The organism is Pseudocitrobacter faecalis, assembly GCF_965231525.1.
Taxonomy (GTDB): Bacteria; Pseudomonadota; Gammaproteobacteria; order Enterobacterales; family Enterobacteriaceae; genus Pseudocitrobacter; species Pseudocitrobacter faecalis.
This window is the reverse complement of record NZ_CBDDNJ010000002.1, coordinates 4,872,450-4,885,063: the sequence shown is the minus strand read 5'-3', so window position 1 is coordinate 4,885,063 and position 12,614 is coordinate 4,872,450. Positions and strand designations below refer to the sequence as shown.

At 50.9% G+C, this 12,614-nt stretch carries 19 protein-coding genes; 1 reads left to right on the top strand and 18 read right to left on the bottom strand.

Annotation, left to right across the window (positions count from 1 at the left end; all coding sequences use genetic code 11):
* Positions 1-16: 16 nt before the first annotated feature.
* From rplV to rpsJ, 7 genes are read right to left on the bottom strand one after another with little or no spacing between them, the layout of a single operon-like run.
* Positions 17-349, bottom strand: coding sequence for a 50S ribosomal protein L22 (gene rplV, locus ACOXYR_RS23500; RefSeq protein ID WP_002919773.1), 333 nt, complete (start codon positions 347-349; stop codon positions 17-19).
* A 14-nt stretch (positions 350-363) separates the two neighbouring features.
* A complete protein-coding gene (gene rpsS / locus ACOXYR_RS23495) occupies positions 364-642 on the bottom strand; it encodes a 30S ribosomal protein S19 (protein WP_001138117.1) in 279 nt (92 codons plus the stop codon).
* Between the two features lie 16 nt (positions 643-658).
* Entirely contained in the window at positions 659-1,480 is an 822-nt protein-coding gene (gene rplB, locus ACOXYR_RS23490) for a 50S ribosomal protein L2 (protein ID WP_015962739.1), read from the bottom strand.
* 17 nt (positions 1,481-1,497) lie between these two features.
* The gene (gene rplW / locus ACOXYR_RS23485; protein WP_000617546.1) at positions 1,498-1,800 is read right to left on the bottom strand and encodes a 50S ribosomal protein L23; all 303 of its coding nucleotides are present in this window, start codon (positions 1,798-1,800) and stop codon (positions 1,498-1,500) included.
* Positions 1,797-2,402, bottom strand: a complete 606-nt coding sequence (rplD, locus tag ACOXYR_RS23480; RefSeq protein WP_000424395.1) for a 50S ribosomal protein L4 — start codon at positions 2,400-2,402, stop codon at positions 1,797-1,799. Before rplD ends, rplW begins: the two co-directional genes overlap by 4 nt.
* Positions 2,403-2,412: 10 nt before the next feature.
* The gene (rplC, locus tag ACOXYR_RS23475; protein WP_061492925.1) at positions 2,413-3,042 is read right to left on the bottom strand and encodes a 50S ribosomal protein L3; all 630 of its coding nucleotides are present in this window, start codon (positions 3,040-3,042) and stop codon (positions 2,413-2,415) included.
* A 32-nt stretch (positions 3,043-3,074) separates the two neighbouring features.
* Entirely contained in the window at positions 3,075-3,386 is a 312-nt protein-coding gene (gene rpsJ / locus ACOXYR_RS23470) for a 30S ribosomal protein S10 (protein ID WP_001181005.1), read from the bottom strand.
* Between the two features lie 375 nt (positions 3,387-3,761).
* Between rpsJ and ACOXYR_RS23465 the strand changes: the two genes are divergently transcribed.
* Entirely contained in the window at positions 3,762-4,226 is a 465-nt protein-coding gene (locus ACOXYR_RS23465; protein ID WP_421356664.1) for a prepilin peptidase, read from the top strand.
* Here ACOXYR_RS23465 and bfr read toward each other — a convergent pair.
* The 11 genes from bfr to fkpA form a co-directional block, all read right to left on the bottom strand.
* Positions 4,223-4,699 carry a bacterioferritin gene (bfr, locus tag ACOXYR_RS23460; protein ID WP_108477145.1) on the bottom strand — a complete coding sequence of 159 codons (477 nt, stop codon included), beginning with the start codon at positions 4,697-4,699 and terminating at the stop codon, positions 4,223-4,225. The genes ACOXYR_RS23465 and bfr overlap by 4 nt on opposite strands.
* A gap of 71 nt (positions 4,700-4,770) precedes the next feature.
* On the bottom strand, positions 4,771-4,965 hold the full coding sequence (gene bfd, locus ACOXYR_RS23455) for a bacterioferritin-associated ferredoxin (RefSeq protein ID WP_108477144.1): 195 nt from the start codon (positions 4,963-4,965) through the stop codon (positions 4,771-4,773).
* A gap of 174 nt (positions 4,966-5,139) precedes the next feature.
* On the bottom strand, positions 5,140-6,324 hold the full coding sequence (gene tuf, locus ACOXYR_RS23450) for an elongation factor Tu (RefSeq protein ID WP_003031109.1): 1,185 nt from the start codon (positions 6,322-6,324) through the stop codon (positions 5,140-5,142).
* A 70-nt stretch (positions 6,325-6,394) separates the two neighbouring features.
* Positions 6,395-8,509: an elongation factor G gene (gene fusA, locus ACOXYR_RS23445; protein WP_108476645.1), complete on the bottom strand. Its 2,115-nt coding sequence runs from the start codon at positions 8,507-8,509 to the stop codon at positions 6,395-6,397.
* A gap of 96 nt (positions 8,510-8,605) precedes the next feature.
* Positions 8,606-9,076, bottom strand: a complete 471-nt coding sequence (gene rpsG / locus ACOXYR_RS23440; protein ID WP_108476644.1) for a 30S ribosomal protein S7 — start codon at positions 9,074-9,076, stop codon at positions 8,606-8,608.
* Between the two features lie 95 nt (positions 9,077-9,171).
* Positions 9,172-9,546 carry a 30S ribosomal protein S12 gene (rpsL, locus tag ACOXYR_RS23435; RefSeq protein WP_000246815.1) on the bottom strand — a complete coding sequence of 125 codons (375 nt, stop codon included), beginning with the start codon at positions 9,544-9,546 and terminating at the stop codon, positions 9,172-9,174.
* A gap of 124 nt (positions 9,547-9,670) precedes the next feature.
* Positions 9,671-9,958 carry a sulfurtransferase complex subunit TusB gene (gene tusB, locus ACOXYR_RS23430; RefSeq protein WP_108476643.1) on the bottom strand — a complete coding sequence of 96 codons (288 nt, stop codon included), beginning with the start codon at positions 9,956-9,958 and terminating at the stop codon, positions 9,671-9,673.
* 7 nt (positions 9,959-9,965) lie between these two features.
* A complete protein-coding gene (tusC, locus tag ACOXYR_RS23425) occupies positions 9,966-10,325 on the bottom strand; it encodes a sulfurtransferase complex subunit TusC (protein ID WP_350436282.1) in 360 nt (119 codons plus the stop codon).
* Positions 10,325-10,711: a sulfurtransferase complex subunit TusD gene (gene tusD, locus ACOXYR_RS23420; RefSeq protein WP_108476641.1), complete on the bottom strand. Its 387-nt coding sequence runs from the start codon at positions 10,709-10,711 to the stop codon at positions 10,325-10,327. The genes tusC and tusD overlap by 1 nt, the downstream gene beginning before the upstream one ends.
* On the bottom strand, positions 10,711-11,433 hold the full coding sequence (locus tag ACOXYR_RS23415) for a helix-turn-helix transcriptional regulator (RefSeq protein WP_015962730.1): 723 nt from the start codon (positions 11,431-11,433) through the stop codon (positions 10,711-10,713). The genes tusD and ACOXYR_RS23415 overlap by 1 nt, the downstream gene beginning before the upstream one ends.
* Before the next feature lie 164 nt (positions 11,434-11,597).
* Positions 11,598-12,416 carry an FKBP-type peptidyl-prolyl cis-trans isomerase gene (fkpA, locus tag ACOXYR_RS23410; RefSeq protein WP_108476640.1) on the bottom strand — a complete coding sequence of 273 codons (819 nt, stop codon included), beginning with the start codon at positions 12,414-12,416 and terminating at the stop codon, positions 11,598-11,600.
* Positions 12,417-12,614 lie beyond the last annotated feature (198 nt).

Below are 12,614 nucleotides of genomic sequence, written 5' to 3'. Positions count from 1 at the left end.
GCTAGTCTCCAGAGTCTCAGCGATCGGACACAACCACAGTAATGTGGCTGGTGCGCTTCAGGATGCGATCTGCACGACCTTTTGCACGCGGCATAATGCGCTTCATGCTCGGGCCTTCGTCTACGAAAATTTTCGCAACTTTCAGATCGTCAATGTCAGCGCCATCGTTGTGTTCAGCGTTAGCAATGGCAGATTCCAGTACTTTCTTGACCAGTACAGCCGCTTTCTTATTGGTGTAGGTCAGAATATCCAGGGCCTGCGACACTTTCTTACCGCGAATCAGGTCAGCAACAAGGCGAACCTTCTGAGCAGAAGAACGAGCATGGCGATGTTGAGCTAAAGTTTCCATCTCTTCCTCCTACCTTATTTCTTCTTCGCTTTTTTATCAGCAGCGTGGCCGCGATAAGTACGAGTCGGTGCGAATTCACCCAGTTTGTGACCAACCATTTCGTCGGTTACAAAGACTGGAACGTGCTGACGACCATTATGGACAGCGATGGTCAAACCGATCATGTTAGGAAAGATCGTTGAACGACGGGACCAAGTGCGCAGGGGCTTCTTGTCTCCGCTTTCCACCGCTTTCTCTACCTTCTTCAGCAAGTGCAGGTCAATAAAAGGACCTTTCTTGAGAGAACGTGGCATGGCTTATCCTCTAAAATTATTTGCTACGGCGACGTACGATGAATTTATCAGTACGCTTGTTGCTGCGGGTCTTCTTACCTTTGGTCTGCAGGCCCCACGGGGATACCGGGTGCTTACCAAAGTTACGACCTTCACCACCACCATGTGGGTGGTCGACTGGGTTCATCGCAGTACCGCGAACGGTAGGACGAACACCACGCCAGCGTGCAGCACCTGCTTTACCCAGAACGCGCAGCATATGCTCAGCATTGCCAACTTCGCCCAGAGTTGCACGGCAGTCTGCTTCGACTTTACGCATTTCACCAGAACGCAGACGCAGGGTGACATAAGCACCATCACGAGCAACGATCTGAACGTAAGTACCAGCGGAACGTGCCAGCTGACCGCCTTTACCTGGTTTCATTTCTACGTTATGAACGGTAGAACCAACCGGGATATTGCGCATCGGCAGGGTGTTACCTGCTTTGATTGCAGCATCAACGCCAGACTGAATCTGGTCGCCAGCTTTCAGGCCTTTAGGGGCCAGGATGTAACGGCGTTCGCCGTCTTTGTACAGAACCAGCGCGATGTTCGCGGAGCGGTTCGGATCGTACTCAAGACGTTCAACTGTTGCCGGGATACCGTCTTTGTTGCGTTTGAAGTCAACAATACGATAAGCCTGCTTATGGCCACCACCGATGTGACGAGTGGTGATACGGCCATTGTTGTTACGACCACCGGATTTGCTGTTTTTTTCCAGCAACGGAGCAAAAGGTTTGCCCTTGTGCAGCTCAGGGTTAACCACTTTAACTACGTGGCGACGACCCGGAGATGTCGGTTTACATTTAACAACTGCCATTGTATTACTCCTCCGACTTACTCAGCGCCGCCAACGAAGTCCAGATTCTGGCCTTCTTTCAGGGTGACGTAAGCTTTTTTCCAGTCGCTACGACGACCGATACGCTGTCCGTGACGTTTAACTTTCCCTTTAACGACCAGGGTGTTAACGACTTCGACTTCGACTTCAAACAGTTTCTGCACAGCAGCTTTGATTTCTGCTTTGGTCGCGTCTTTAGCAACTTTGAGAACGATGGTGTTAGTTTTTTCCATCGCAGTAGACGCTTTTTCAGAAACGTGCGGTGCGCGCAGCACCTTCAGCAGACGTTCTTCACGAATCATGCCAGCATCTCCTCAACTTGCTTAACAGCATCAGCAGTCATTACGACTTTGTCGAAGGCGATCAGGCTAACCGGGTCGATACCCGTTGCATCGCGAACGTCAACCTTGTGCAGGTTACGTGCTGCGAGGAACAGATTTTCGTCCAGCTCACCGGTGATGATCAGCACATCTTCCAGAGCCATGTCTTTCAGTTTCTGAGCCAGCAGCTTAGTTTTAGGCGCTTCTACAGAGAACTTCTCGACAACGATCAGACGATCCTGACGTACCAGTTCGGACAGAATGCTTTTCAGCGCGCCGCGGTACATCTTTTTGTTAACTTTTTGACTGTGGTCCTGCGGACGCGCAGCGAAGGTTACGCCACCTGAACGCCAGATCGGGCTCTTGATAGAACCTGAACGCGCACGGCCGGTACCTTTCTGGCGCCATGGTTTTTTACCAGAACCAGTTACTTCAGCACGAGTCTTCTGAGCACGAGTACCCTGACGAGCACCAGCTGCATAAGCAACAACAACCTGGTGAACCAGCGCTTCGTTGAAATCACGACCGAAGGTAGTTTCGGAAACAGTCAGCGCGCTCTGCGCGTCTTTCAATACTAATTCCATTGCTATCCCCTTACGCCTTCACAGCTGGTTTAACGATCAGGTCGCTACCGGTTGCACCCGGGACCGCACCTTTCACCAGCAGCAGGTTGCGCTCAGCGTCAACACGTACTACGTCCAGGCTCTGAACAGTTACACGTTCGTTACCCAGCTGACCTGCCATTTTCTTGCCTTTGAACACTTTGCCCGGAGTCTGGTTCTGACCGATAGAACCCGGAACGCGGTGAGACAAGGAGTTACCGTGAGTAGCGTCCTGGGTACGGAAGTTCCAGCGCTTAACGGTACCAGCAAAACCTTTACCTTTAGAGGTACCGGTTACGTCAACTTTTTTAACTTCAGCAAACAGCTCGACGCTGATGTTCTGACCAACAGTGAATTCTTCACCATCTGCCAGACGGAATTCCCACAGGCCGCGACCAGCTTCTACGCCAGCTTTAGCGAAATGGCCAGCTTCCGGCTTGGTTACACGGTTTGCTTTTTTAGCACCGGTGGTAACCTGAATAGCACGATAGCCATCGTTAGCCAGGTCTTTAACCTGAGTAACACGGTTTGCTTCAACTTCGATTACGGTTACTGGGATAGATACGCCATCTTCAGTGAAGATGCGGGTCATACCCACTTTTTTACCGACTAAACCAATCATTGTATCAACCTCTCAATCGCTCGATGACCTGATTAACCCAGGCTGATCTGCACGTCTACACCGGCAGCCAGGTCCAGACGCATCAGAGCATCAACGGTTTTCTCGGTTGGCTCAACGATGTCAACCAGACGCTTGTGAGTGCGAATTTCGTACTGATCGCGCGCGTCTTTGTTAACGTGCGGAGAGATCAGAACGGTAAAGCGCTCTTTGCGGGTCGGCAGCGGGATCGGACCGCGAACCTGCGCACCAGTGCGCTTGGCAGTCTCGACGATTTCCGCGGTTGATTGATCGATCAGACGATGATCAAACGCTTTAAGGCGGATACGGATTCTTTGGTTCTGCATGAGACCAGAGCTCCAATTATTTTATAGACGAAATGATTACTCCTCAAACCCATTACGATTGATGGGAGAGTGTAACCGTTCTTACGTAGCCCCCCAATTGGGGGCATTGTTGATGACCAAAAAGCGCCATCGGGTTCAGATTGAACCGCTGTCAATATTAGACAAGCCCGCGTATTATACGCAAATACCAGCGTGAAGCAAGGGGTGTTTAGAAATTAGTCATGATAATTTGCGGCGCTGCGCGCACTGCGTCCGGTAAATAATGTCATCCATGAAGAAATGCCGGATAACACCTCGCACTGCTGTCTTTTGCCTTTTGCACTCTGAACGCGCCTTCGCCACACTCCTGGCCAGGATAATTTACCGGACGCGAGTATGTCTTATGCCCCCCTGCCCTTTTTCGTTGTCTACACGCTGTTAACTCTGGCGCTTAGCTGGCATGACTGGCGTACCGGCCTCCTGCCTGACCGCCTGACCTGCCCGCTTTTATGGGGTGGCGTGCTTTATCATCTGTGCTTTTATCCTGCACGTTTATCTTTATCATTGTGGGGAGCCATCGGCGGATACATTGCCTTTGCGCTGATTTACTGGGGTTACCGAAGCCTGCGTCACCGGGAAGGATTAGGGTATGGCGATGTGAAATTTCTTGCCGCGCTGGGGGCGTGGCATGGCTGGCAAGCGCTACCGGAACTGATTCTTACTGCCACGTTGTTGGCCCTGATTTTCATCAGCCTGTCAGCGCTTCATCTGCGTGAATGGCAGGCACTAAAAAACCCGCTGCCTTTCGGCCCTTTTCTGGCCGCAGCGGGTTTCATCATATACGGGCTTGGGGTGACTTAGTCTTCGACTTTAATTTGTGACTGCAGATAATTTTGCAGACCAATTTTACCGATCAGATCCAGCTCAGTTTCGAGCCAGTCGATATGATGCTCTTCTTCACTGAGGATATTGATAAGCATATCGCGGCTCACATAGTCGTGAACACTGTCGGTATACGCAATGGCTTCACGTAAATCTTTCGCACCTTCCAGCTCAAGGCGGAGATCCGATTGCAACATCTCTTCCACATCTTCGCCAATTTGCAGTTTGCCAAGATCCTGAAGATTCGGTATCCCCTCGAGAAACAAAATACGCTCGATATATTTATCGGCATGTTTCATCTCATCAATTGATTCGTGGTACTCAATGTCATTGAGGCGCATCAGGCCCCAGTTTTTGAACATTCTCGCGTGGAGAAAGTATTGGTTTATTGCGACAAGCTCGTTTCCCAATAATTTATTGAGATAATTTATAACCTTAACATCACCTTTCATTATGTAGTCCCTCCGCTTCCACTTATTGAAGCGTAGAACGGGCTACAGGGATGTCAAAAAAAGAATAGGGCTCAGGCGATTTCCTGATATTCCGGCATCTGCGTTAATTCATCTTCCATCACTTCGCGGGCCGCACGTACGCACTTACCGCATTGATTTCCAACGGGTATAAATTTGCGTAATTGCTGGAAAGATTGTGGATGAAACTGGCGAACTGCCTGGCGAATTTTTTTATCGCTTACACCGTTACACAAACAAACGTACATAATCACTCCCGCTTAATTTATGAACAGAGTGTAAATGAGAATAGTTATGATTACAATAGCAGATGACAAATGACGCAGCGGGGGCGCATTTTAAAATAAATAAGAAGGCAGGTATCAGACAGCAAAAAGGGCGCCGAAGCGCCCTTTTTAAGCTCAAAACTAATTAATTAATAATTAGCTCATTACTTTAGCAACAACGCCCGCGCCAACGGTACGGCCGCCTTCACGGATTGCGAAACGCAGACCGTCGTCCATCGCGATCGGGTGGATCAGGGTAACAACCATTTTGATGTTGTCGCCCGGCATTACCATCTCTACGCCTTCCGGCAGTTCGATGGTGCCAGTCACGTCAGTAGTACGGAAGTAGAACTGCGGACGGTAGCCTTTGAAGAACGGAGTATGACGGCCGCCTTCATCTTTGGACAGGATATAAACTTCAGATTCGAATTTGGTGTGCGGCTTGATGGAACCCGGCTTAGCCAGTACCTGACCACGTTCGATTTCTTCACGTTTGATACCACGCAGCAGAACACCAACGTTCTCACCCGCACGGCCTTCGTCCAGCAGTTTGCGGAACATTTCAACGCCAGTACAGGTAGACTTAGCAGTCTCTTTGATACCAACGATTTCAACTTCTTCACCAACTTTGATGATACCGCGTTCTACACGACCGGTAACAACGGTACCACGACCGGAGATGGAGAATACGTCTTCGATCGGCAGCAGGAACGGCTTGTCAATCGCACGCTCTGGTTCCGGGATGTAAGAATCCAGGAAGCCAGCCAGTTCGATGATTTTCGCTTCCCACTCTGCTTCGCCTTCCAGCGCTTTCAGAGCAGAACCACGAACGATCGGCGTGTCGTCGCCCGGGAAATCGTACTGAGACAGAAGTTCACGAACTTCCATTTCTACCAGTTCCAGCAGCTCTTCGTCATCAACCATGTCGCATTTGTTCAGGAACACGATGATGTACGGAACGCCTACCTGACGACCCAGCAGGATGTGCTCACGAGTCTGCGGCATCGGGCCGTCAGTCGCAGCAACAACCAGGATCGCGCCGTCCATCTGCGCAGCACCGGTGATCATGTTTTTAACATAGTCGGCGTGGCCCGGGCAGTCTACGTGCGCGTAGTGGCGAGTCGGGGTGTCATATTCAACGTGAGAAGTGTTGATGGTGATACCACGAGCTTTTTCTTCCGGTGCGTTATCGATCTGGTCGAAAGCACGAGCAGCACCGCCGTAGGTTTTAGCCAGTACGGTGGTGATTGCAGCGGTCAGAGTAGTTTTACCGTGGTCGACGTGGCCGATAGTACCAACGTTGACGTGCGGTTTTGTACGTTCAAATTTTTCTTTAGACACGGCTATATTCCTTACTATAGTGCTCTCCCCTTCAGGAGAGAGCACGGGACTTAGGTTTTAACCCCGGGGATTATTTACCACGGGCTTCGATTACGGCCTGAGCAACGTTGTTCGGCGCATCATCATACTTCAGGAATTCCATGGTGTATGATGCACGACCTTTGGTCAGAGAACGCAGCTGAGTTGCATATCCGAACATTTCAGACAGCGGAACTTCAGCGTGGATCTTAACGCCAGTTACTTCAGATTCCTGACCGCGCAGCATACCGCGACGACGGCTCAAGTCACCGATAACATCACCAGTGTTCTCTTCCGGAGTTTCTACTTCAACCTTCATGATAGGCTCAAGCAGAACAGGTTTTGCTTTCTTAAAGCCTTCTTTAAAGGCAATAGAAGCAGCCAGTTTAAACGCCAGTTCAGAGGAGTCAACGTCGTGGTAAGAACCGAAGTGCAGACGAATACCCATGTCTACAACCGGATAACCAGCCAGCGGACCAGACTTCAGCTGCTCCTGGATGCCTTTATCAACGGCCGGGATGTATTCGCCAGGAATTACACCACCTTTGATGTCGTTGATGAACTCGTAACCTTTCGGGTTAGAGCCCGGCTCCAGCGGGTACATGTCGATAACGACGTGACCATACTGACCGCGACCACCAGACTGTTTCGCGTGTTTACCTTCGATATCGGTTACTTTCGCGCGAATCGCTTCGCGGTAAGCAACCTGAGGTTTACCGACGTTCGCTTCAACGTTGAATTCACGTTTCATACGGTCAACGATGATGTCGAGGTGCAGCTCACCCATACCAGCGATGATGGTCTGGTTAGATTCTTCGTCAGTCCATACGCGGAATGACGGGTCTTCTTTAGCCAGACGACCCAGAGCCAGACCCATTTTTTCCTGGTCAGCTTTGGTTTTCGGTTCTACTGCGATGGAGATTACCGGCTCAGGGAATTCCATACGTTCCAGAATGATCGGCGCATCTTGATCACACAGCGTGTCACCAGTGGTTACGTCTTTCAGACCGATTGCAGCAGCGATATCGCCCGCGCGAACTTCTTTGATCTCTTCACGTTTGTTAGCGTGCATCTGAACGATACGACCGAAACGCTCACGTGCAGCTTTCACGGAGTTCAGTACGGTATCACCAGAGTTAACCACACCGGAGTACACACGGAAGAAGGTCAGGTTACCTACGAACGGGTCGGTAGCAATTTTGAACGCCAGAGCAGCGAACGGCTCGTCATCACTTGCGTGACGCTCAGCCGGCGTGTCTTTACCGTCGTCCAGGATACCGTTGATCGCCGGAACATCGATTGGGGATGGCAGGTAATCAATTACCGCATCCAGCATCGCCTGAACACCTTTGTTCTTGAACGCAGAACCACAGGTTACCAGGATGATTTCGTTGTTCAGAACACGCTGACGCAGAGCAGTTTTGATCTCTTCTTCAGTCAGTTCTTCACCACCCAGGTATTTCTCCATCAGCTCTTCAGAAGCTTCAGCAGCGGATTCCAGCAGGTTCTGGTGCCATTCGTTGGCCAGTTCAACCATGTCAGCAGGGATATCTTCGTATTCGAAGGTAACGCCCTGGTCTGCATCGTTCCAGTTGATGGCTTTCATTTTCACCAGGTCAACAACACCGGTGAAATGTTCTTCAGCACCAATTGCCAGCTGCAGCGGAACCGGGTTCGCGCCCAGACGGGTTTTGATCTGACCAACAACTTTCAGGAAGTTAGCGCCCATACGGTCCATTTTGTTAACGAACGCGATGCGCGGAACTTTATATTTGTTAGCCTGACGCCATACGGTTTCAGACTGTGGCTGAACACCACCGACTGCGCAGTAAACCATTACCGCACCATCAAGAACACGCATGGAACGTTCTACTTCGATTGTGAAGTCAACGTGCCCCGGGGTGTCGATGATGTTTACGCGATGCGGTTCATACTGCTTAGCCATACCAGACCAGAATGCAGTAGTCGCTGCGGAAGTGATGGTAATACCACGTTCCTGCTCCTGCTCCATCCAGTCCATGGTAGCGGCGCCGTCATGAACTTCACCGATTTTATGGTTTACACCGGTGTAGAACAGAATACGTTCGGTAGTGGTGGTTTTACCGGCGTCGATGTGCGCACTGATACCGATGTTACGGTAGCGTGCGATGGGTGTTGTACGAGCCATTTGATTCCTCGTTTATCTTTTTAGGCGTTCAGTTAAGTAACCCAAAGCGGGCTGCTTCGCTGAAGCGCCCGCCTGGTGACTAATACTCCGAAGGGATTACCAACGGTAGTGTGCGAACGCCTTGTTGGCTTCGGCCATACGGTGAACGTCTTCACGTTTCTTAACTGCAGTACCTTTGTTCTCTGCAGCATCAGTGAGTTCGTTCGCCAGGCGCAGAGCCATGGATTTATCACCGCGTTTACGAGCAGCTTCAACGATCCAACGCATTGCCAGAGCATTACGGCGGACCGGACGGACTTCAACTGGTACCTGATAAGTAGAACCACCAACGCGGCGAGACTTAACTTCGACAGTCGGGCGCACGTTTTCGAGAGCTACTTCGAAAGCTTCCAGTTCATTTTTACCAGAACGCTGAGCCAGGGTCTCCAGCGCGCTGTATACGATAGTTTCTGCAGTAGATTTTTTACCATCTACCATCAGGATATTTACAAATTTAGCCAGCAGTTCTGATCCGAACTTAGGATCCGGCAGGATTTTACGCTGACCAATGACGCGACGACGTGGCATGGAAATACTCCGTTGTTAATTCAGGATTGTCCAAAACTCAAAGAGTTTAGTTTGACATTAATTTAAAACGTTTGGCCTTACTTAACGGAGAACCATTAAGCCTTAGGACGCTTCACGCCATACTTGGAGCGAGCTTGCTTACGGTCTTTAACGCCGGAGCAGTCAAGCGCACCACGAACGGTGTGGTAACGAACACCCGGAAGGTCTTTTACACGACCGCCACGGATCAGGATCACGGAGTGCTCCTGCAGGTTATGACCTTCACCACCGATGTAGGAGGTCACTTCAAAACCGTTAGTCAGACGAACACGGCAAACTTTACGCAGTGCGGAGTTCGGTTTTTTAGGAGTGGTAGTATATACACGAGTACATACGCCACGTTTCTGCGGGCAGGCTTCCAGTGCAGGCACGTTGCTTTTTGCAACTTTGCGAGCACGTGGTTTGCGAACCAGCTGGTTAACTGTTGCCATTAAATAGCTCCTGGTTTTAGCTTTTGCTTCGTAAACACGTAATAAATCGCCTCATATAATATGAGGACGCAGAATTTTAGGGCGGTGTCGAAAAGGTGTCAAGAAATATACAACAACCTGGCATCTACCAGGCCATCTGAGACGCATGTTTTACCGCCAGCCTGACGAAGTCAGTATAGCTAACCCTGACGACACTGTTCGAAATTTGACCACATAGCCCACGCGCTTCAACATCTTCTTGCAGCACGTGAAGGGATATGGGGGCGGAACGGAGGATATCAAGAAAGCGGCTGCCTTCAATTGCAGCCACCACGCCATCAGCACGAAGCAGCAAATCATCCCCCTCTTTCAGCACGCGCATCAGCGCGTTCATGTCCGTATGCCAGGGAGAAATACTTAAGGTATGCAGCATAGACGCCTCAGAAGCGGAGAATCACATCATAGCCATCAAGCTGCTGACGGAGCGCATCAGGCTCCAGCAACTCGACATCGGTGACAAAGGTCGTGGACGCACCTAAGCCGCGCTCCCGCAGCGACGCCGCGCACATCCAGACATTCTCAATATCGTAGAGCGACATCAGCTTAAAGGTCGCGATGTAATCGCGCGCCAGCACCGCTGACGGCTTTTGCTCGTTCAGTAGCTGAAACACCCCGTCGCCAATGAAAAATACACCGAGGTCTTCGCTTAATGCGGAGGCGGCCAGCAGGGCATCAAGCCCTTCACGGCCAGAAGCGCTCCCGTGCGGCGCCGTCGAAAAAATAAAAGCGACACGTTTCATCAGAACTGCACCATGCGATCGCAGGTCAGCGAAGCTTGCGCCAGCGCCCCCAGCCCGCTCAGAGAGAAGCCCGGCTGAAGATTAAAACCTGGCAGCGACAGATTTTTCGCTTCGGTTTCGTCCGTCACACCGCGACGTAATGCCGCCGCCACGCAAATATGCAGCTCGACACCCTGTTCATCATGCAGCCTCTGCCAGCCACGCACCACGTCAAACTCATCGCTGGCAGGTGCTGTAAGCTGATTGGCGTTGTAGACGCCCTCGCGATAAAAGAACACGCAGGCAAGCTCGTGACCTTCGCTCAGCACCGCCTGCGCAAACTGCAGCGCACTGCTGGCATGTTGCGTTCCGTAAGCCGGGCCGGTCACCATGATGGCAAAACGCATTACTTATCTTGCCCCACAAAGTCGCCGCTCTTGAACTGGCGGATGTAGAGATACACCGTGTGTTTGGAGATGTTCAGGCGGTCGGCCACCTGATTAATCGCATCCTTGATATCAAAGATTCCTTTCTCGTAAAGGTTAAGCACGATCTGGCGATTTTTAGCGTTATTGGAAACGTTGCGATCGGCATTCACCTCTTCAATCGTGAACTCCAGCGTTTGGGTCACCAGGTCTTCAACCGAAGAGGCAAAGTTAACCTGCGAGTTCACTTCCGGCGTTTCCGGCGGAATAAAGGTATTCATGATTTGGGAGAAAGGCACATCAAGATTCATGTTGATGCACAGCAGCCCGATAACGCGTTGTTCGCGGTTGCGAATCGCGATAGTTACGGACTTCATCAGCACTCCACTTTTGGCACGAGTAAAATAGCATTTGGAAACACTGCTATCTGCGCCGGTCATATCGTGCAGCATACGCAGGGCCAGGTCGGTAATCGGCGAGCCGATTTTCCGCCCGGTATGTTCACCGTTAGCGATTCGAATGGCCGAGCACTTCAGGTCCTGCAAAGAATGCAGCACAATTTCACAATGGGAACCAATGAGCATCGCTAACCCGTCCACGACCGCTTCGTAGGACTTCAGGATCTCGAAATCGGTTTTATCGAAAGGACGTTGATCCAGTAAATCAAGTTCACTGGTTTCGTTGGTTAAAAGCGACCTGGACATGTAAAAAAGCACTCCTTTTCAGGAGCCTGTCGTTATGTTGTCAGGGCAGGCTCATCACTAATAGGGGGATCTAAAGTAATACGCGCATCAGGCGCTTTCCAGCATTAATTATATCAGGCAGGTAATAAAAAGCCGCCGCCCAGTGGGCGGCGGCGGTCAGACTCTTATTTTTTATCTGCGGTTGCCGCTTTCTCAGCTGGCGCAGCGTCAGCTTTCGCGTCCGCTTTTGGTGCTGGCTTAACGTCTAACAGTTCAACGTCGAAGACCAGGGTGGAGTTAGCCGGGATCCCCGGAACGCCGGTTTTACCGTAAGCCAGATCTGGTGGGATAACCAGTTTGATTTTGCCACCTTTCTTGATGTTTTTCAGGCCTTCAGTCCAGCCTGGGATCACGCCATCAAGACGGAAGGAGAGCGGTTCGCCACGGGTATAAGAGTTATCGAACTCTTTACCGTCGATAAGCGTACCTTTGTAGTTGACCACCACGGTGTCGCTATCGGTCGGCGCGCTACCGGTACCCGCTTTCTCTACTTTGTAGAGCAGACCAGTAGACGAGGTTTTCACGTCTTTTTCTTTAGCAAATTTCGCGCGGTACTCTTTACCTTTCGCTTCGTTATCTGCGGCGTCTTTTTCCATCTTCGCCTGAGCGGAAGACTTCACGCGCGCTTCGAAAGCCTGCAGTGTTTGCTCGATTTCCTGATCGGACAGTTTGCTCTTATCAGCAAACGCATCCTGAACACCGGCGATCAGCTGATCTTTATCCAGTTTGATGCCCAGTTTTTCCTGTTCTTTCAGGGAGTTTTCCATGTAACGACCCAGCGATGCACCCAGTGCATAGGCGGATTTCTGGTCGTCGTTTTTGAAAGCGGATTTGCTTTCTGCGGCTGCTGCGGTTTTCGCGGAGTCAGCGGCAAACGCCAGCGGCGCATTCAGTGCAACGGCCATCGTGGTTGCCAGAAGCGTTACTTTAAACAGTGATTTCATCCATCTCTCCAGGGCCGGGGCCTCTCGCCCCAAGATTTACTAAGTGAGAAGCGTACTATATAGCCTTGCAGAACAAATCTACATACGAACGCTCCTGATTCTCGACACTTTTCAGACTATTTTTGTTTAAATTAGTTTCCCCCTTGACGAAGGAATGCTGCGTGGGTGCCGAAAGTTAAGTAGAATCCGCGGCACCGG

Excerpts from the sequence above, each read along its gene's own strand:
- rplV (WP_002919773.1), bottom strand. The coding sequence starts at position 349 with ATGGAAACTTTAGCTCAACATCGCCATGCTCGTTCTTCTGCTCAGAAG.
- rpsS (WP_001138117.1), bottom strand. The coding sequence starts at position 642 with ATGCCACGTTCTCTCAAGAAAGGTCCTTTTATTGACCTGCACTTGCTG.
- rplB (WP_015962739.1), bottom strand. The coding sequence starts at position 1,480 with ATGGCAGTTGTTAAATGTAAACCGACATCTCCGGGTCGTCGCCACGTA.
- rplW (WP_000617546.1), bottom strand. The coding sequence starts at position 1,800 with ATGATTCGTGAAGAACGTCTGCTGAAGGTGCTGCGCGCACCGCACGTT.
- rplD (WP_000424395.1), bottom strand. The coding sequence starts at position 2,402 with ATGGAATTAGTATTGAAAGACGCGCAGAGCGCGCTGACTGTTTCCGAA.
- rplC (WP_061492925.1), bottom strand. The coding sequence starts at position 3,042 with ATGATTGGTTTAGTCGGTAAAAAAGTGGGTATGACCCGCATCTTCACT.
- rpsJ (WP_001181005.1), bottom strand. The coding sequence starts at position 3,386 with ATGCAGAACCAAAGAATCCGTATCCGCCTTAAAGCGTTTGATCATCGT.
- ACOXYR_RS23465 (WP_421356664.1), top strand. The coding sequence starts at position 3,762 with ATGTCTTATGCCCCCCTGCCCTTTTTCGTTGTCTACACGCTGTTAACT.
- bfr (WP_108477145.1), bottom strand. The coding sequence starts at position 4,699 with ATGAAAGGTGATGTTAAGGTTATAAATTATCTCAATAAATTATTGGGA.
- bfd (WP_108477144.1), bottom strand. The coding sequence starts at position 4,965 with ATGTACGTTTGTTTGTGTAACGGTGTAAGCGATAAAAAAATTCGCCAG.
- fusA (WP_108476645.1), bottom strand. The coding sequence starts at position 8,509 with ATGGCTCGTACAACACCCATCGCACGCTACCGTAACATCGGTATCAGT.
- rpsG (WP_108476644.1), bottom strand. The coding sequence starts at position 9,076 with ATGCCACGTCGTCGCGTCATTGGTCAGCGTAAAATCCTGCCGGATCCT.
- rpsL (WP_000246815.1), bottom strand. The coding sequence starts at position 9,546 with ATGGCAACAGTTAACCAGCTGGTTCGCAAACCACGTGCTCGCAAAGTT.
- tusB (WP_108476643.1), bottom strand. The coding sequence starts at position 9,958 with ATGCTGCATACCTTAAGTATTTCTCCCTGGCATACGGACATGAACGCG.
- tusC (WP_350436282.1), bottom strand. The coding sequence starts at position 10,325 with ATGAAACGTGTCGCTTTTATTTTTTCGACGGCGCCGCACGGGAGCGCT.
- tusD (WP_108476641.1), bottom strand. The coding sequence starts at position 10,711 with ATGCGTTTTGCCATCATGGTGACCGGCCCGGCTTACGGAACGCAACAT.
- ACOXYR_RS23415 (WP_015962730.1), bottom strand. The coding sequence starts at position 11,433 with ATGTCCAGGTCGCTTTTAACCAACGAAACCAGTGAACTTGATTTACTG.
- fkpA (WP_108476640.1), bottom strand. The coding sequence starts at position 12,416 with ATGAAATCACTGTTTAAAGTAACGCTTCTGGCAACCACGATGGCCGTT.